The organism is Phreatobacter sp. AB_2022a (assembly GCF_026847585.1).
GTDB lineage: Bacteria > Pseudomonadota > Alphaproteobacteria > Rhizobiales > Phreatobacteraceae > Phreatobacter.
In genome coordinates, this window is sequence record NZ_JAPSET010000002.1 from 231,923 (window position 1) to 249,189 (window position 17,267).

Here is a 17,267-nt window from a genome sequence, read left to right on the forward strand (position 1 = left end):
GGCGCGTCCGCTCAGTCCGCCTTGGAGGTCGGGTGGGGCAGCGGCCGGCGGAAACCGCCGCGCGCCTCGCGATAGAGATTGAGCCCCTGGCGGAGCAGCATCAGGAAGCAGCCGACGGCGATACCGCCATAGACCAGCGACATCGGCCAGTCGACGACGGTCATGTAGAGGTTGTGCATGCGCTCGGTGATCAGGATCGAGAAATAGGCAAGCAGGCCGAGGAAGCCGAACTTGACGATCTCGACAGCGGCGATCAGCAGCCGGCGCGGCCAGCCGTCGCGCATGACGTTCATCACCAGCTCGACCGAGATGTTGCTGTTGCGCCGCATCACCATGGCGCCGCCGACAAAGACCAGCACCATCAGGAGATAGCGGGCGATCTCCTCGGTCCAGGCCAGACTGTCGTTCAGCACGTAGCGGGTGAAGAACTGCAGGAAGATGATGGCGGCGAGGCCCCAGAACAGGGCGATCGACAGCCAGTCCTCCAGGAAATATTCGACCGTCACCTCCTCGTCCTCGGCAACGATCAGGTGGACGTCCTCGGCCGGGTCGGCCTCTCGTTTCGACGGCTCGTGCATGGCGGGCCCCTGGCTGGCATGCTGGCTGCGGAGTGGCGGCAAACGGCTTTCGCCGCAGTGATCCCCGCGGCGGCGAACGACCGCCGCGGCCGCTGCGGCACGGGCGGGAATCCCCGCCCGGGATTCAGGGCTCAGCTTGAGGGCGCGAGCGCCTGCAGCGCGTCATATTCGGCGCGCGACCAGCCAGCCCCGGCGGAAGCGTCGTTGTGCAGGGGAACCGCGACCGCCCGGAACGCCGCCCGGTCCGGCTCGATAACGGTCTTGCCGAGCTTCCGGAGCTCGTCGGCAAGCTGGCCCTCGGACGCGCGGATCGCCTCCGAGGCGCGCGAGGCCGCCTGCATCAGCACCTCCTGGAAGGCCGTCTTCTCGGCGTCGCCGAGGCGCGACCAGACGTGGCTGCCGACCACGGAAACGAGCGATTCCGTGATGTGGCCGGTGAGCATGATATGGCTCTGCACCTCGTAGAACTTCTTCGCCATGATGGTCGGCAGCGGGTTCTCCTGGCCGTCCACCGTGCCCTGCTGCAGGGCGAGATAGACCTCGGCGAAGGCGATCGGCGTCGCATTGGCGCCGACCGACTTCGTGAACATCAGGAACAGCGGCGCCGGCGGCACGCGCAGCTTCATGCCACGCATGTCCTCGGGCTTGTTGATCGCCTTGTTGGCGGTGACGTGGCGGGCGCCGTAGTAGGTGAGCGCCGCCACCTTGTGGCGCGTGCGGCTCTCGTAGCCCGAGGCGATCTGCCGGAACAGCGGCGCGTCGCGATAGGCCTTCCAGTGATTGTAGTCGCGCAGCACATAGGGCGCGTTGGTGATCGCCAGCGGCTTGTGGATCGAGCCGGCGAAGGCGACGCCGGTATAGATCAGGTCGACAGTGCCGAGGCTCAGGCCCTCGTTGATCTGGTTCTCGTTGCCGAGCTGCGAGGCCGGAAAGACGTCGATCTGGAACTTGCCGTTGGTGCGCTTGGCGATCTCCTGCGCGGCCCACTGCGCCTCGGTGTGATAGGGCTCGTTGATCTCGTAGACATGCGCCCATTTCAGCTTGGTCGCCTGGGCCCGCAGCGGCGTTGCCGCGACGATGCCGAGGCCAGCCCCGGCTGCCAGCGCGCGGCGGCGTGTGATGGTCATGGGTGATCCTCCCTTGTGCCGTGTTTCCTCATTGCCGGGCGGTAGACCCGCCACTTCGATCCGCGGCCGTGTGCCCGACCTCGCGGCATGTTCCTGTGGCGACCCGCCACGCCGGCGCGCCGGGCCGGCGAGGCATCCCGGGCCTGGCGGCACAAGGGCCGCAGCGGCCGGGGCGGCATCGGCGGCACGGGCGATGCCCGCCGCCGTCAGGCGACGATACGCTCGATCGCCGCGACATCCTCCTCGAAATGACTGGGATTGATCCGCAGGATCTCCTCGAGATTGAGGTTGAGGCCGGCAATGTGCCGCCCCATCGCTTCGGCGGCGGCATCGGCCGAGCGCCCCTCGATCGCATCCAGAACCGCCCCGTGCTCGCGGATCACCAGCGCCATGCGGCCCGGCTGCGGCAGGGTCAGCCGCCGGTAGCGGTCGACCTGCAGCTTGACGTTCTGCACCAGCGTCCAGATGCCGGGAAATCGGCCGGCCCGGGCGATCGCCTCGTGAAAGGCCTCGTCCGCGAGGTGGAAGGCGGCCTGGTCGCCCGCCGCCATGGCCTCGACCTGGCGCGCCAGAACGGCGCGCAGCCCGATGATCTGGCTCTCGGTCGCATGCGCCACGGCCGCGCGCACCGTCACCTCCTCCAGCGCCTTGCGCACCACGATGGTCTCGGCCAGCGCCGACAGGCGGATGCGCGAGACATAGGTGCCGGCCTTCGAGACGATGTCGATGAGCCCTTCGCCGGCGAGCCGCAGGATCGCCTCGCGCACCGGCGTCCGGCTGACGCCATGGGCCAGCGCGATGGCTTTCTCGTTGACCTGCGAGCCCGGCTTCAGCGCCAGCGAGACAATGTCGTCGCGCAGCGCCGCATAGACTGCCTCGGCCGCGGTGCGGCCGCGCGGCGAGCGCGCCGGTCGTGCGTCCGGAAGCGGCATGGCCACCTCGTTTCCCCTCACAGGACGAGAGCATGTATGCCTTATATATAAGATGCAAGCAGGAAATGAACGGGGCTCGCCGGCACCCGGTCGCCGGGCTCAGCCGGCGATCACGCCCTTGCGGATGAGGAAGCAGCCATAGGGCCTGACATCGCCGACCTGGACGATGGCGAAGGCCTGCTCGGCCGCCTCGTAGAAGGCGAAGCGCTCAAGGCCGGCCATGGCGAGCGGACGCCCGGCGGCGCCGTCGATTTCGGCCTGCACCTCGCGCTGCACTGCGGGGATAGCGGCAGCCTCGCCGACCACCTCCATGCGCCGGACCGGATCGGCGACGAAATCGTCGATCGGCAGCACGGAAAGGATCGCGCGGGCCGCGCGGGCCATGGTCAGGCCCGGCAAGCGCACGATGCGGCCGGATACGGTGGCCTGCGCGATGCGCTCGGCCGGATGATTGGCATCGACCAGCGCGAGATCATCGCCATGGCCCATGGCGGCCAGCACCCAGAGAAGATCGGGCGACAGCAGCGGATCGAGACCCTTCAGCATGATGGTGTCCTGTTCGGCGCGGCGGCGCGCGGGGTAGGAGGGTGAATCAGGCCGGCGTCGGCGCATCCGGCGGCAGCAGCCCCTCGGCCTTCAGTTCCTGCCAGAGCGCCGGCGGCACCGTTGCCGCGGCGGCCGCGACATTCGCGCGGATCTCGGCGGCGGCGACCGCGCCGAGCACGATGGAGGCGACGGCCGGATGCGCGGCCGGAAAGGCGAGCGCCGCATGCGCGAGCGGCGTGCCATGGGCACGGCACACCGCCTCGATGCGCCGCGCGCGGTCGAGGATCGCCGGCGGGGCCGGCGCATAGTTGTAGTAGGCGCCCGGCCTCGGACCGCTGGCGAGGATGCCGGAATTGAACACGCCGGCCAGCATGACCGCGATGCCGCGTGCTTCGGCGAGCGGCAGGAAGCGGTTAAGCGCGCCCTGCTCCAGCAGCGTGTAGCGGCCGGCAAGCATCATCACGTCGAAATCACCGGCCTGGGCGAAGCGTTCGCACATCCCGGCTTCGTTGACGCCGACCCCGATCGCCCCGACCGCGCGCTCCTCGCGCAGCCGGACGAGCGCCCGATAGGCGCCGTTCATCGCCGCACGGAAATGGTCCTCGACAGCCTCGCCATGGGTCCAGCGGTCGACGTCGTGAATGAGGAGAATGTCGATGCGGTCGGTGCCGAGCCGGATCAGCGACTGCTCGAACGCCTTGAGCGCGCCGTCATAGGAATAGTCGACCACCGCCCGGTGCGGCAGGCCGCCGACATAACCGGAGCCGTCGCCGCGGCCCGCGCGCGGATCCATCCAGCGGCCGACCTTGGTGGAGAGGATCACGCGCTCGCGCGGCACGCCGCGCAGCGCCGCGCCGATGCGCTGCTCGGAGAGGCCGTGGCCATAGAGCGGCGCGGTGTCGATCAGGTTGATGCCGGCGTCGAGCGCCGCGGCCACGGCGCCCTGCGCGGCCGTCTCGTCGAGCCGGGCGTAGAGGTCGCCGAGCGGCGCGCCGCCGAAACCGATCAAGGTCGGCTCGAGGCGGTCGCCGATGCGGCGGCGGGGCAGCGCTGCGGCTGACGGCGTCCGGGCGGCCACCACCGTCACCTCGGATCGATCGGCCGCGCCGGCAGGCCGAGCTCGCGCTCGATCCAGGCGGCGAGGCGGAACAGCGCCGCCTCCTGCCGGGCATGGGCCAGGATCTGCACGCCGATCGGCAGACCTTCGGGCGAAAAGCCGATGGGAACGGCAATGGCCGGCAGGCTCGGCATCGACCAGATGGCGGTGATCGCGATCCAGTCGAGATAGGATGTCGACGCAACGCCCTCGATCGCCGCAGGATAGAGCGTCTCGACGGGGAAGGGCATGGCCTGGGCCGCTGGACAGACGAGGAAGCGATGCTCGTCGAGAAAGTCGGTGGTGCGCCGGAACAGCTCGGCGCGATAGCGATGGGCCTCCGCGAGCGCCGCGCCCGGCTGGTCCCGGCCCCGGTCGAGATCGGCGAGCACGGCGTCGGGAAACTTGTCGCGCTCGGCCGGCAGGAACGGCTTCCAATTGCCATAGAAGCCGGCGCCGCGCAGGGCGCGGAACGCGGTCATGGCCTCGGACACGTCTGGCGCTCCGCGGTGCACGGCGACGCCGGCCGCGGCCAGCCGGCTGGCGAAGGCCTCGAGCGCGGCACGGATCGGGGCTGCTACCGGCAGCACGCCGAGATCGGCCGAGACGGCGAGGCGTGCCGGCCTTGCCGGCGCAAGCGCAGCCTCGAGGAAGGGCGGCTCGGCCATCGGCGCGGTCAGCAGATCGCCCGGATCAAAGCCGACCATGGCGTCGAAGAACAGGGCGAGGTCGGCGACGCTGCGCGCCATCGGGCCTTCCACGGCGAGCGTGTCGAAGGGATCGGCGAGGCGCTTGCGCGGCACCCGGCCCGGCGTCGGCCGGAGGCCGACGACATTGCAGAAGGCGGCCGGAATGCGCAGGCTGCCGCCATAGTCATTGCCATGGGCGAGCCAGGCCTCGCCGGTCGCGAGCGCCACCGCCGCGCCCCCCGAGGATCCGCCACAGGTCAGCCTGACGTCATAGGGATTGCGGGTGGTGCCGAGCACCCTGTTGGTGGTCTGCGCGCCGCCGAGCTCGGAGAGATTGGACTTGCCCAGCACGACGCCGCCGTTGCGCTCGATCAGCGCCACGGTGCGGTCGGAGGTTTCGGCGACACGGTCCTTGAACAGCAGCGTCCCGCCGGTGCTGCGCACGCCGCCGACATCGTTGTTGTCCTTGATCGCGAGCGGCAGGCCGGCGAGCACGGTGGCCTCGCCCTGGCGGCGCGCCCGATCGGCCGCGGCCGCCTGTTCGCGGGCCCGGTCGAGGCAGAGCGTCGGCAGGGCGTTCACCGCCGGCTCGACCGCCGCGATGCGGCGCGCCGCGGCCTCGACGAGGTCGAGCGAGGTCACGTCGCCGCGCCGGAGCAGGTCGCGCGCCTCCAGCGCGCCGAGGCGGATCAGGTCATCGGTCATGGATCACTCTCGCACGAGGTGGGGCGGCGCAGGAATTGCGGGCGACGAGCCGCGGCGCCATGACCCTGGTGGTGGCCGGCGTCACCAGGCTGCCGGCAATGCGCTCGACCACCCGCTCCAGCGCCGCCTCGCCCATGGCGCGCACGGGCTGCGCCACCATGGTGAGCCGTGGCGTCACCGCCTCTGCCCAGGGCAGGTCGTCGATGCCGACGATCGAGACGTCGCCGGGACAGGCGAGTCCCAGATCGGCGAGCGCCCTCAGCGCACCGATCGTCATCTTGTTGTTGGCCGCGAGAATCGCGGTCGGCGGCTCGGCGCCGCCGAGCAGGTCGATGGCCGCGTCATAGGCGGCCTGTTCCTGAAAAGCCGCGTCGCGCACCAACGCCGGATCGAAGCCGATGCCGGCGCCGATCAGCGCCTCGCGATAGCCCTGCAGGCGGTCCGCCGCGGTGCGCACCACGTCCGGACCGTTGATCAGGCCGATGCGCCGATGGCCGTGGCCGAGAATATAGGTGGTCGCGGCATGGCCCGCGCGGTGATTGTCGAGCACCACGGCATCGTAGCCGAGACCGTCCATGGCGCGGTCGACCAGCACGACCGGGATCTCCAGCGCCGCGAGCAGCGCCGCCCGGTTCATCGACACCGCGCCGGTCGGCGCCAGGATCAGGCCGTCGATGCGCTGCGAGCGCAGCATGCGCAGATGCGCCTCCTCGCGCTCGACCCGCTCGTTCGAATTGAGGAGGAGGACGAGATAGCCCCGCGCGGCGGCGGCATCCTCGACCGCCTCGAACAGGTCGGCGAAGAACGGATTGGTGATGTCGCCGACGATCAGCCCGATGAGGCGGCTCGCGCCCTTGCGCAGGCTGCGCGCTGCGGCATCCGGCGCATAGCCGAGCTTGTCGACCGCGGCCCGCACGCGCGCCAGCAGCTCCGGGCTGACCCGCCCGGCATTGTTCAGCGCGTTCGAGACCGTGGCGACCGACACATTGGCCAGCCGCGCCACGTCGCGGATCGTCGCCATGGCACCTCGCTTCGTCGGCCGGCGGGATTGGTTTCATTGCCTTTGTAAAACGTTACAAAGACGTCTGTCATTCTTGGCTCGGCCTCACCGCGAACGCAATAGCTTACACTGAAAACATTTTCCTTGTGCATCTGCCGGGCGTGTGACAGCTTAATTGAAACGTTTTACAAGAGTGCTGGCGGGAGGGTTCGATCATGCTGTGGGGCAAGCCCCCGTCGCGGTCTGCGGCGGCCTGACGTCCATGCTCGGCTATGTCCTGCGACGCCTGGTGGCGACCATTCCAGTGCTGGTGCTGGTGGCGCTCCTGGTCTTCTTCCTCCTGCGCCTGACGCCCGGCGACCCGGCCATCCTCATCGCCGGCGACCAGGCGACGACCGCGCAGATCGCCGAGATCCGCGAGAAGCTCGGCTTCGACCGGCCGCTCACCGAACAGCTCTTCACCTATGCCGGTCAGCTCGCGCGCGGCGATCTCGGCACCTCGATCTTCTCCGGCATGGCGGTGACCCGGCTCATCGCCATGCGGGTCGAGCCGACGGCCATGCTGGCACTCGTCGCCATCGTGCTGGCGCTCGTCATCGCGGTGCCGCTGGGAACGCTCGCCGCCGTGCGTGCCGGCAGCGCCTTCGACCGCGCGGTGATGGCCTTCGCCATGCTCGGCTTTTCCTCGCCGGTCTTCGTCATCGCCTTCCTGCTCGTCTATGTCTTCGCGCTGGGGCTCGGCTGGTTTCCGACGCAGGGCTACGTGCCGCTCGCCAAGGGCCTCGGCCCCTGCCTCAACAGCCTCGCCCTGCCCGGCCTGACGCTCGCCCTGCTCTATGCCGCGCTGATCGCGCGGATCACCCGGGCGAGCCTGCTCGAAGTGCTGGCCGAGGACTATATGCGCACGGCTCGCGCCAAGGGCCTGATGCCGGCCCGCGTGGTGCTGCGCCATGCGCTGAAGAACGCCGCCATCCCGATCGTCACGGTGGTCGGCGTCGGTATCGCCGCCCTGCTCGGCGGCGTCGTGGTCACCGAGACGGTGTTCAACATTCCCGGCCTCGGCCGGCTGACCACGGATGCCATCCTGCGCCGCGACTATCCGGTCGTGCAGGGGCTCATCCTGGTGTTCTCGGCGCTCTATGTGCTGATCAACCTGCTGGTCGATCTCAGCTATGTGCTGTTCGATCCGCGCGTGCAGTATTGAGGCGGCCATGACGACCATCGAGGCGAACGGCCGCGCCCGCCGTCCGAGATCCGTCCTGGCCCGGCGGCTCTCGGCCTCGGCCGGCTTCCTGCGCGCTCAGCCGGTGGTGCTCGCCGGCTTCGCCATCCTCTTCCTGTTCGTCGCGCTGGCCGTCGTCGCCGCGCTCGCTCTCCCCGATCCCGCACGGGTGAACCCGCTGGTGCGGCTGCGTCCGCCTGGCGCCGAACACTGGTTCGGCACAGACCAGCTCGGCCGCTCCACCCTGTCGCGCACGCTGAACGGCACCGCCGTGTCGCTCACCGTCGGCGCTCTGGTGACGCTCGCCACCACCTCGCTCGGCCTTGCCATCGGCCTCGTCTCGGGTTTCGTCCGCTGGCTCGACGGCGTCGTGATGCGTGTGATGGACGGCATCATGGCGATCCCCGGCATCCTGCTCGCCATCGCGCTGATGTCGCTGTTCGGCTCGAGCATCCAGAACGTCGTCATCGCCGTCAGCATCGCCGAGATCCCGCGCATGGCGCGGGTGGTGCGCAGCTCGGTCCTGGTCATCCGCGAACAGCTGTTCGTCGAGGCGGCCCTGACCAACGGCACCCCACTCGGGCGCCTGCTCGTCCGCCACGTCCTGCCGAATGTCGCCGCCCCGGTCATCGTCCAGGCGACCTATGTCTTCGCATCCGCCATGATCGTCGAATCCGTGCTCTCCTTCCTCGGCGCCGGCACGCCGCCGACCATTCCGAGCTGGGGCAACATGCTCGCCGACGGCCGGCAATATCTGCAGCGCGCACCCTGGCTCGTCGCCTTTCCCGGCATCGCGCTGGCGCTGCTCGTGCTGACCGTCAACGTGCTCGGCGATGCCCTGCGCGACGCGCTCGACCCGCGCCTCGCACGCCGGCCGCGCAGCTGAGGATGCGGAGATGACCATGCTCGCTCCCGTCCTCTCGGTCGAAAACCTCACCGTCTCCGTGCACTCCTCGACCGGCTGGGTGCCGATCGTGCGCGACCTGTCGATCAGCGTCGATGCGGGCGAGACGCTCTGCCTCGTCGGCGAATCCGGCTGCGGCAAGAGCATCACCGCGCTCGCCGTGATGGGCCTTCTGCCACGCGGCGCGCGCATCGACGGCGGCATGCGCCAGCGCGTGATGATCGCGATGGCGCTTGCCTGCCGGCCGAAGCTGCTGATCGCCGACGAGCCGACCACCGCGCTCGACGTGACGATCCAGGCCCAGATCCTGGCGCTGATCGCGGAGATCCGCGAGGAGCTCGGCACGGCGGTCGTGTTCATCACCCACGATCTCGGCGTGGTGGCCGAAATCGCCGACCGGGTCGCCGTGCTCTATGCCGGCAAGGTGGTCGAGCAAAGCGACGTCTTCACGCTGTTCGACGGCGCGCGCCACCCCTATACGCGCGGCCTGATGCGCTCGACCCCGCGGCTCGCGGCCGGCACGGACCGGCTGACCGAGATCCGCGGCATGGTGCCGCCGCCGAACGCGCTGCCCTCGGGCTGCGCCTTCGCGCCGCGCTGCGCACAGGCCGACGAACGCTGCCAGGCCGAGCCGCCGCTCGCGCCCGGGGCCGGCGGCCGGCGCGTCGCCTGCTGGCATCCCGCCGCGGCGGACACCCCCTCCGCCGAGCAGGTTCCGTCATGACCAGTCTGCTCGCGGTCGACCATCTCTCGAAACATTTCCCGTTCCGGCGCGGCCTGTTCCGAGGCGCGGGCGTGGTACGCGCCGTCGACGACGTCTCGTTCACGCTCGGCCGCGGCGAGACGCTCGCCATCGTCGGCGAATCCGGCTGCGGCAAGTCGACGGTGGCGCGGCTGATCCTGCGCCTGATCGCGCCGACCGCCGGCACGATCCGGCTCGACGGCGCCGATATCACCAAGGCCTCGGGCGCGAGCCTGTTCGCCGCCCGGCGCAACATGCAGATGGTGTTCCAGGACCCGTTCGCCTCGCTCAATCCGCGCCTCACCGCGCGCGAGATCATCGCCGAGCCGCTGATCAACTACGGCGCCGCGGCCGGCGAGGCGCTGGAGGCGACCGTCGACACGCTGTTCGAGCAGGTGGGCCTCGCGCGCTACCAGGCCGACCGCTATCCGCACGAATTCTCCGGCGGCCAGCGCCAGCGCATCGGCATCGCCCGTGCGCTGGCGCTCGATCCGGCGCTGGTCGTGGCCGACGAGCCGGTGGCAGCCCTCGACGTCTCGATCCAGGCCCAGATCCTCAATCTCATGCAGGACCTGCAGCGGGCGCGCGACCTCGCTTACCTGTTCATCAGCCACGATCTCAGCGTCGTCGAACATGTCAGCCGCACGGTTGCGGTCATGTATCTCGGCGCGATCGTCGAGATCGCTCCGCGCGAGGCCTTCTTCCGCGCGCCGCTGCATCCCTATTCGCGGGCGCTGATCGACAGCGTGCCGATCACCCATCCGCGCCAGCGCGGCAGCCGCCGGCTGCTCGCGGGCGAGATCCCGAGCGCCAGCGCCCTGCCCTCAGGCTGCCGGTTCCGCACGCGCTGCCCGCTCGCGAGCGCGGTCTGCGCCGAGGTGCCGCCGCCGCTCCAGGAGAAGCGGCCGGGCCACAAGGTCGCATGCCACATGGTGGCTTCGGACATACCGCCGGCTGCAACAGGCGGGACAGGCAAGATGTCAGTTCAAGGGAGAGAGGCATGATCACATTGAGGGGCCGGCTGAAGGCGGCGCTCGCCGCCGCGGGCCTGGCGATCGCGGGATCGCTGGCAGCGGTATCGGCGCAGGCGCAGACCGTGCTGCGGGTGCGCCCGTTCGGCGATCTGAAGACCATCGATCCGATGGTGACCTCGGACTACATGGTCCGCAACCACGCCTACATGATCTACGATACGCTGTTCGCCCAGGACGAGACCGGCGCGATCAAGCCGCAGATGGTCGAGCGTTTCACCACCTCGCCCGACGGCCTGACCTGGACCTTCGTGCTGCGCGACGGACTGAAGTTCCATGACGGCGCCGCGGTGACCGCGACCGACGTCGTCGCCTCCCTGAAGCGCTGGGGCGAGCGCGACGGCCTCGGCCAGCAGCTGATGGCCCATACGGCTTCGCTGACCGCGACCGATCCGGCGACCGTCACGCTCGTCCTGAAGGACCGCTGGGGCCTGGTGCTGGACGCGCTCGGCAAGCCGAGCTCGATGCTGCCGGTGATCATGCCCGAACGGATCGCGCGGACCCCATCGAGCCAGCCGATCACCGACCCCGTCGGCTCGGGCCCGTTCATGATGGTGCGCAGCGAATGGTCGCCGGGCGCCAAGATCGTCTATGTCCGCGCGCCCACCTATGTGCCGCGCGCCGAGCCGCCGAGCGGCCTTGCCGGCGGCAAGCGCGCCAATGTCGACCGCGTCGAGTGGCTGGTCATTCCCGACGCCCAGACCGCGCTCAACGCGCTGCAGGCCGGCGAGATCGACATCTTCGAGGAAATGCCGCCGGACATGCTGCCGCTGGTCCGCAACAACCCGAAGATCACAGTCGGCCGGCTGTCGGCGCTGCAGGGCGTGATGCGCTTCAACCAGTCGCAGCCGCCGTTCAACAACCAGGTGCTGCGCCAGGCGATCCTCCGGCTGGTCGACCAGGAGCAGGCGCTGAGGGCCTATGTCGACGACAAGGGCCTCTATGCGGTCTGCGCCTCCTTCTACATGTGCGACTCGCCCTATTTCACCCGCGCCGGCTGGCCTGCCACCGACATTGCCGCCGCCCGCCGGATGGTGCGCGAGAGCGGCTATGACGGCGCCAGGATCGTCGTCCTCGACGCCACCGAGACGGCGCTCAGCCCGGCGACCCAGGTGGTGGCGCAGGCCATGCGCGAGATCGGCCTCAATGTCGACTATCAGGCGATGGACTGGGGCACGCTGTCGAGCCGGCGCACCAGCAAGAACCCGGTCGCCCAGGGCGGCTGGTCGATCTTCCTGTCCGGGCCGGCGGCGCCCGACATGAGCGATCCGGTCGGCCACCTGGCGCTGCGCTCGAACTGCGATGCCGCCTGGTTCGGCTGGCCCTGCGACGAGACGATCGAAAAGCTGCGCGCCGCCTTCACCATGGAGCCGACGCTGGAAGGCCGGCGCAAGATCGCGGAAGCCGTACAGGAGCGCGCGCTGACGACCGTGCCCTATGTGCCGGTCGGCCAGTTCTGGCTGGTGCGGGCGCACCAGGCGAACCTCACCGGCCTGCTCACGCCGGGCCTGCCGGTCTACTGGAACGTCGCCAAGCCACGCTAAGGCGGGGCGCACAACGAAAAGGCCTCGCTCCGACGGAGCGAGGCCCTGATCGACCAGCCGGCGGGCGATTGCCTCACCCTGCGCTGTCGGCGATGTGGCGGAACATGTTGCTGCGGGCCGCTTCGTCCATCTCGGTCTTGAACACGAAGCGGTTCTTCAGTTCGCCGGCGCGCATGGCGGCCGGACGGGCGCTGATCTCGTCGAAGAGGCGCTTGAGGTTGGGGAAGCGCGCCCAGGCCTCCTCGCCGAGGATGAACGGCACGAGGCGCGCCCAGCCCCAGGCCGCCATGTCGACGATCGAATAGCTGTCGCCGACGACGTAGCGGTGATGGGCGAGATGGGCGTCGAGGACGCCGAAATGGCGCTCGGCCTCGTACTGGTAGCGGTTGAGCGCGTAGGGCACCTTCTCCGGCGCGAAGTGCTTGAAATGCACCGCCTGGCCGGAATAGGGGCCGATGCCGGTCGCAACGAACATCAGCCAGGACAGCATCTGCCCACGCAGCGCCGGTGTCGAAGCGGGCAGGAACTTGCCGGTCTTCTCGGCCAGATAGAGCAGGATGGCATTGCTGTCGAACACCACCGCGCCGTCATCGTCGACGATCGCCGGCACCTTGCCGTTCGGATTGATGGCGAGGAAGGCCGGATCGAACTGATCGCCCTTGCGCACGTCGATCGGCACCGGCTCGTAGGGCAGGCCCGCCTCTTCGAGGAACAGCGCCACCTTGGCCGGATTGGGCGATCCGTTGAAATAGAACTTCAGCATGTCGGTCAGGTCTCCCCCCGTGTCGCGATTCCAGCCTTCGCTGAAGAGAGCGATACCAGACGGCGGCGAAAGCGGAAATCGCGAGGTCACGGGGACCTGACATGCTCGAGGGGCGGCGCCCGCCCCTCACCGCGCGGACGGGAAGAAACGGTTTTCCGGCCGGGCGAGACCCAGGCGGTCGCGCAGCGTCCGCCCCTCATATTCGCGCCGGAACAGGCCGCGCCGCTGCAGCACCGGCACGACCTTGTCGACGAAGTCGTCGAGCCCTTCGGGCAGATAGGGGAACATGATGTTGAAGCCGTCGCTGCCCTCCGTCTCCAGCCATTCCTGCATGGCGTCGGCGATGGTTTCCGGCGTGCCGACGAAGGCGAGCCCGGCATAGCCGCCGAGCCGCTGGGCGAGCTGGCGCACGGTGAGGTTCTCGCGTTCTGCGAGCGCGATCGCCCGTTCCCGCCCGCTCTTCGAAGCATTGGTCTCGGGGATGGCCGGCAGGGGTCCGTCCGGATCGAAACGGGAGGCATCCGTGCCGAGCGCGATCGACAGCGAGGCGATGGCGCTGTCGTAATGCACGAGGCTGTCGAGCAGGGCCCGCTTCTCGCGCGCGGCCTCGACGGTGTCGCCGACCACGACGAGCGCGCCGGGCAGGATCTTCATGCTGTCGCGATCGCGCCCGAGCGCGGCCATGCGTCCCTTGACGTCGGCATAGAAGCGCTGGCCGTCGGCGAGCGTGCCGACCCCGGTGAAGACCACTTCGGCGGTCTCGGCGGCGATCTGGCGACCCGCCTCCGAAGCGCCGGCCTGGACGATGACGGGCCAGCCTTGCACCGGCCGGGCAATGTTGAGCGGTCCGCGCACGGCGAGCTCCGGGCCGCGGTGATCGAGCACATGCATCCGGTCGGGGTCGAAATAGACGCCGCTCTCGACGTCGCGGATGAAGGCGTCGTCGGCCCAGCTGTCCCAGAGCCCGGTGACGACGTCATAGAATTCGCGCGCCCGCTTGTAGCGCTCGCCATGCTCCATGTGGGCGTCGAGGCCGAAATTCCGGGCGACGTCGGGATTGGCGGTGGTGACCAGGTTCCAGCCGGCGCGGCCATTGCTGATATGGTCGAGGGACGCGAATTTCCGGGCGATGTGATAGGGCTGCTCGTAGGTCGTCGAGGCGGTGGCGATGAGGCCGATATGTTCGGTCACCGCGGCGAGCGCCGGCAGCAGGGTGAGCGGATCGAACGAGGTCACCGTGGCGCTGCGCTTCAGCGCCTGGATCGGCATGTTCAGGACCGCCAGGTGATCGGCCATGAAGAAGGCGTCGAAACGACCGCGCTCGAGCGTCTGGATGAAGCGCTTGAGATGGGCGAAATTGAAATTGGCGTCCGGGTAGGCGCCGGGATAGCGCCAGGCAGCCGTGTGGATGCTGACCGGGCGCATGAAGGCGCCGAGGCGAAGTTGGCGCGCCATGGCTCGAAGACCTCATGTCTGGAAGAACCTGCCGGTCCGCCCGCCCGCGGAAAGGTCCAAGGCCGGCCGTCCCTTGACATCGAAGGTGGCGGTGGCCGCCACCGGGGTCAAGGCGCCGGCCGGCCGCGCGCACCCCTCTCCGCCGTCGACCGCCGGTCCGGCCCAGGCGGCCCGGGTGCCGGCGCAGAACAGCACGGCTGCGACCGCCCCCGGGTGCAGGACCTGCATGCTGCACGCATGAGACAATGGAGATTCATTTTTCTATTTTTCACAAGAGATTGATCTCCCATGACAAAATTATTTTAGTCGGCCCCGGTTTTTTGCCCGCGAGGCCGTCATGTCCGCACTCTCCCGCCGTTCCGCCGCAGCGCTCGTCCTGGCAAGCCCCGTCGTCCTCGCTGCGCGCGGGGCGGGCGCCAATGTGCGCGAGCTGCGGGTCGACTACGCCACCTACAACCCGGTCAGCCTGGTGCTGCGCTCCAAGGGCTGGCTGGAGGACGAATTCCGCGGCGACGGCATCGCCATTCGCTGGGTATTGTCGGCGGGCTCGAACAAGGCGCTCGAATTCTTGAATGCCGGCTCGCTCGACATCGGCTCGACCGCCGGCGCGGCGGCGCTGGTGGCGCGCATCAACGGCAATCCCGTGCGCTCGGTCGGCGTCTATTCGAAACCCGAATGGACGGCACTGGTGACGCGTCCCGACAGCGGCATCGCCAAGCCGGCCGACCTGCGCGGCCGGCGCGTCGCGGTGACGCGCGGCACCGATCCGCACATCTTCCTGGTGCGGGCGATCGCCGCCGCCGGTCTCAGCGAGCGCGACATCAAGGCCGTGCCGCTGCAGCATGCCGACGGGCGCCTCGCCCTGGTGCGTGGCGACGTCGATGCCTGGGCCGGCCTCGACCCGATCATGGCCGCAGCCGAGATCGAGAACGGCGCGACGCTGTTCCATCGCGACGCCGAGGCCAATACCTGGGGCGTGCTCAATACGCGCGAGGCCTTCCTCGCGGCCCAGCCGCAGCTCGTCGCCCGCGTGCTCAAGGTCTACGAGCGGGCACGGGTCTGGTCGCGCGCCAATGGCGCGGAACTCGCCGAGATCCTCGGCAAGGAGGCCAAGCTCGCCGAGCCGATCATCGCCCGGCAGCTCGAGCGCACCGACCTCAGCCATGCGCGCATCGGGCCGGCCCAGATCGCGACCATCAAGGCGGCGGGCGAGGCGCTGCAGGCGGCCGGCGTGATCGCGGCCAATGTCGACATCGCCGCGGTCAGCCGCGAGCTCGTCGACGCCTCGCTCGGCCCCGCCGCGAGCTGAGGCGGCCGTGACCTTCCCGGTTGCCGAACAGGCCGCCACGCAGCGCCCGGCCCGGCCGAGGCTCAGCATCGGCCGCGCACCGCTCGGACTGGTCCTGCCGGCCGCGGCCGCGCTTGCCTTCGAGCTGGCGGTACGCTTCGGTCTCGCCGAGGGGCGCCTCATGCCGCCGCCGTCGCGGATCGCCGCGACGCTCGTCGCGCTGCACCAGTCCGGCGACCTCTGGCTGCATGTGGCGACGACGCTCGCCCGCGTCGCCGCCGGCTTCGGCCTGGGCGTTGCCGCAGGTACCGCGCTCGGCGCGCTGGCCGGCGCCTCGTCGCTGGCGCGCCGCATGATCGACCCGACATTGCAGGGCTTGCGCTCGATTCCCTCGATCGCCTGGGTGCCCCTGTTCATCCTCTGGCTCGGCATCTTCGAGGCGTCCAAGGTAACGCTGATCGCGGTCGGCGTGTTCTTCCCCGTCTATCTCGGTGTTTCCGGCGCGATTCTCGGCATCGACCGGAAGATCGTCGAGGTCGGCCTGATCGCCCGGCTGTCGCGCCCGCGCCTGGCGACGCGCATCCTCCTGCCAGCGATCCTGCCGGCCTATGTGCTGGCCCTGCGGGCGGGCCTCGGGCTTGGCTGGATGTTCGTCGTCGCGGCCGAGTTCATGGGCGCGTCCGAAGGCCTCGGCTATCTCCTGGTCGACGGCCAGCAGCTCGGCAAGGCCGACCAGATCCTCGCCACCATCCTGGTCTTCGCGGTGCTGGGCAAGCTCACCGACAGCCTGATCCAGGCTGTGGCGCGCCCCTTCCTCGTCTGGCAGGACGTCGCAGAGGGGGCGCGCTGATGCTGATCCTCAGCGATGTCGGCAAGACCTATCCGAACGGCACACGCGCCTTGAGCGGCGTGTCGCTGACCATCGAGCGCGGCGAGACGGTGGCACTGGTCGGCGGCTCCGGCTGCGGCAAGTCGACCCTGTTGCGTCTGATCGCCGGGCTGGACAGTCCGTCCGACGGCCGGCTCAGGATCGACGGCGAGACCATTTCCGGCCCGCATCCGAAAGTGGGTGTCGTGTTCCAGGAGCCGCGCCTGCTGCCCTGGCTGACGGTCGAGGCCAATGCCGGCTTCATGCTGGAGGGCTATCCTTCCGCCTGGCGGGCCGCGCGCGTCGCCGAACGGCTCGCCGCTGTCGGGCTCGCCGACAAGGCCAAGTCCTGGCCGCGCGAATTGTCCGGCGGCCAGGCCCAGCGGGTGGCGATCGCGCGCGGGCTTGCTCCCGACCCCGAAGTGCTGATCCTGGACGAGCCCTTCTCAGCGCTCGACGCGCTCACCAAGGCGGCCCTGCAGGACCAGCTCGCGGCACTCTGGGACAGCGCGGACGAAACCCAGACGACCCTGCTCATCGTCACCCATGACGTGGACGAGGCGATCGTGCTCGCCGATCGGATCATCGTCATGCAGCCCAATCCCGGCCGGTTGTTCACCGAGATCGCCAACACCCTGCCGCGCCCGCGCGAGCGCACCAGCGACGGCTTCAACGCCCTGCGCCGGACCGTGCTGGCCGCGCTCGACAGCTCGCTTTCGGGCGCGCTAGAGAAGGCGGCCGGCCGGCACCGCGAAGCCGCCGCCGGCTGAGGAGACA

The 17,267-nt window shown here is 69.8% G+C and carries 17 protein-coding genes; 8 read left to right on the forward strand and 9 right to left on the reverse strand.

All coding sequences use genetic code 11. The features are described 5' to 3' along the window. Positions 1–11: 11 nt before the first annotated feature. The 7 genes from OZ671_RS02455 to OZ671_RS02485 form a co-directional block, all read right to left on the reverse strand. Entirely contained in the window at positions 12–578 is a 567-nt protein-coding gene (locus tag OZ671_RS02455) for a TRAP transporter small permease (protein WP_268859242.1), read from the reverse strand. Positions 579–709: 131 nt separating this feature from the next. Next, positions 710–1,705: a sialic acid TRAP transporter substrate-binding protein SiaP gene (locus tag OZ671_RS02460; protein WP_268859243.1), complete on the reverse strand. Its 996-nt coding sequence runs from the start codon at positions 1,703–1,705 to the stop codon at positions 710–712. Between the two features lie 206 nt (positions 1,706–1,911). Then, on the reverse strand, positions 1,912–2,637 hold the full coding sequence (locus OZ671_RS02465; protein ID WP_268859244.1) for a GntR family transcriptional regulator: 726 nt from the start codon (positions 2,635–2,637) through the stop codon (positions 1,912–1,914). Between the two features lie 99 nt (positions 2,638–2,736). Further along, entirely contained in the window at positions 2,737–3,183 is a 447-nt protein-coding gene (locus tag OZ671_RS02470; RefSeq protein WP_268859245.1) for an RbsD/FucU family protein, read from the reverse strand. A 46-nt stretch (positions 3,184–3,229) separates the two neighbouring features. Beyond that, a complete protein-coding gene (locus tag OZ671_RS02475; RefSeq protein WP_268859246.1) occupies positions 3,230–4,261 on the reverse strand; it encodes an aldo/keto reductase in 1,032 nt (343 codons plus the stop codon). A 5-nt stretch (positions 4,262–4,266) separates the two neighbouring features. Continuing rightward, positions 4,267–5,673, reverse strand: a complete 1,407-nt coding sequence (locus OZ671_RS02480; RefSeq protein WP_268859247.1) for an amidase — start codon at positions 5,671–5,673, stop codon at positions 4,267–4,269. Continuing rightward, positions 5,663–6,694: a LacI family DNA-binding transcriptional regulator gene (locus OZ671_RS02485; RefSeq protein ID WP_268859248.1), complete on the reverse strand. Its 1,032-nt coding sequence runs from the start codon at positions 6,692–6,694 to the stop codon at positions 5,663–5,665. The genes OZ671_RS02480 and OZ671_RS02485 overlap by 11 nt, the downstream gene beginning before the upstream one ends. 241 nt (positions 6,695–6,935) lie before the next feature. On the opposite strand from OZ671_RS02485, the gene OZ671_RS02490 reads away from it, so the two are divergent. From OZ671_RS02490 to OZ671_RS02510, 5 genes are read left to right on the forward strand one after another with little or no spacing between them, the layout of a single operon-like run. Further along, on the forward strand, positions 6,936–7,877 hold the full coding sequence (locus tag OZ671_RS02490) for an ABC transporter permease (RefSeq protein WP_268859302.1): 942 nt from the start codon (positions 6,936–6,938) through the stop codon (positions 7,875–7,877). Positions 7,878–7,884: 7 nt separating this feature from the next. Next, entirely contained in the window at positions 7,885–8,781 is an 897-nt protein-coding gene (locus OZ671_RS02495; protein ID WP_268859249.1) for an ABC transporter permease, read from the forward strand. 16 nt (positions 8,782–8,797) lie between these two features. Continuing rightward, the gene (locus tag OZ671_RS02500) at positions 8,798–9,523 is read left to right on the forward strand and encodes an ABC transporter ATP-binding protein (protein ID WP_268859303.1); all 726 of its coding nucleotides are present in this window, start codon (positions 8,798–8,800) and stop codon (positions 9,521–9,523) included. Further along, positions 9,520–10,545, forward strand: a complete 1,026-nt coding sequence (locus tag OZ671_RS02505) for an ABC transporter ATP-binding protein (RefSeq protein ID WP_268859250.1) — start codon at positions 9,520–9,522, stop codon at positions 10,543–10,545. The genes OZ671_RS02500 and OZ671_RS02505 overlap by 4 nt, the downstream gene beginning before the upstream one ends. Then, positions 10,542–12,116 (forward strand): ABC transporter substrate-binding protein, encoded by a 1,575-nt coding sequence (locus tag OZ671_RS02510; RefSeq protein ID WP_268859251.1) that lies wholly within the window; start codon positions 10,542–10,544, stop codon positions 12,114–12,116. Before OZ671_RS02505 ends, OZ671_RS02510 begins: the two co-directional genes overlap by 4 nt. Before the next feature lie 73 nt (positions 12,117–12,189). Here the strand turns inward: OZ671_RS02510 and OZ671_RS02515 are convergent, their stop codons facing one another. Together OZ671_RS02515 and OZ671_RS02520 are read right to left on the reverse strand one after the other, a co-directional pair. Continuing rightward, entirely contained in the window at positions 12,190–12,879 is a 690-nt protein-coding gene (locus OZ671_RS02515; RefSeq protein WP_268859252.1) for a glutathione S-transferase family protein, read from the reverse strand. A 126-nt stretch (positions 12,880–13,005) separates the two neighbouring features. Next, on the reverse strand, positions 13,006–14,334 hold the full coding sequence (locus OZ671_RS02520; RefSeq protein ID WP_268859253.1) for an LLM class flavin-dependent oxidoreductase: 1,329 nt from the start codon (positions 14,332–14,334) through the stop codon (positions 13,006–13,008). Positions 14,335–14,671: 337 nt separating this feature from the next. Here OZ671_RS02520 and OZ671_RS02525 point away from each other — a divergent pair, with 337 nt between their 5' ends. Genes OZ671_RS02525 through OZ671_RS02535 form a run of 3 tightly spaced genes read left to right on the forward strand, consistent with a single transcriptional unit; the run spans position 14,672 to position 17,260 of the window. After that, entirely contained in the window at positions 14,672–15,643 is a 972-nt protein-coding gene (locus tag OZ671_RS02525) for an aliphatic sulfonate ABC transporter substrate-binding protein (protein WP_268859254.1), read from the forward strand. Positions 15,644–15,650: 7 nt separating this feature from the next. Next, positions 15,651–16,472: an ABC transporter permease gene (locus tag OZ671_RS02530; protein ID WP_038304192.1), complete on the forward strand. Its 822-nt coding sequence runs from the start codon at positions 15,651–15,653 to the stop codon at positions 16,470–16,472. Further along, entirely contained in the window at positions 16,472–17,260 is a 789-nt protein-coding gene (locus OZ671_RS02535; RefSeq protein WP_268859255.1) for an ABC transporter ATP-binding protein, read from the forward strand. Before OZ671_RS02530 ends, OZ671_RS02535 begins: the two co-directional genes overlap by 1 nt. Positions 17,261–17,267 lie beyond the last annotated feature (7 nt).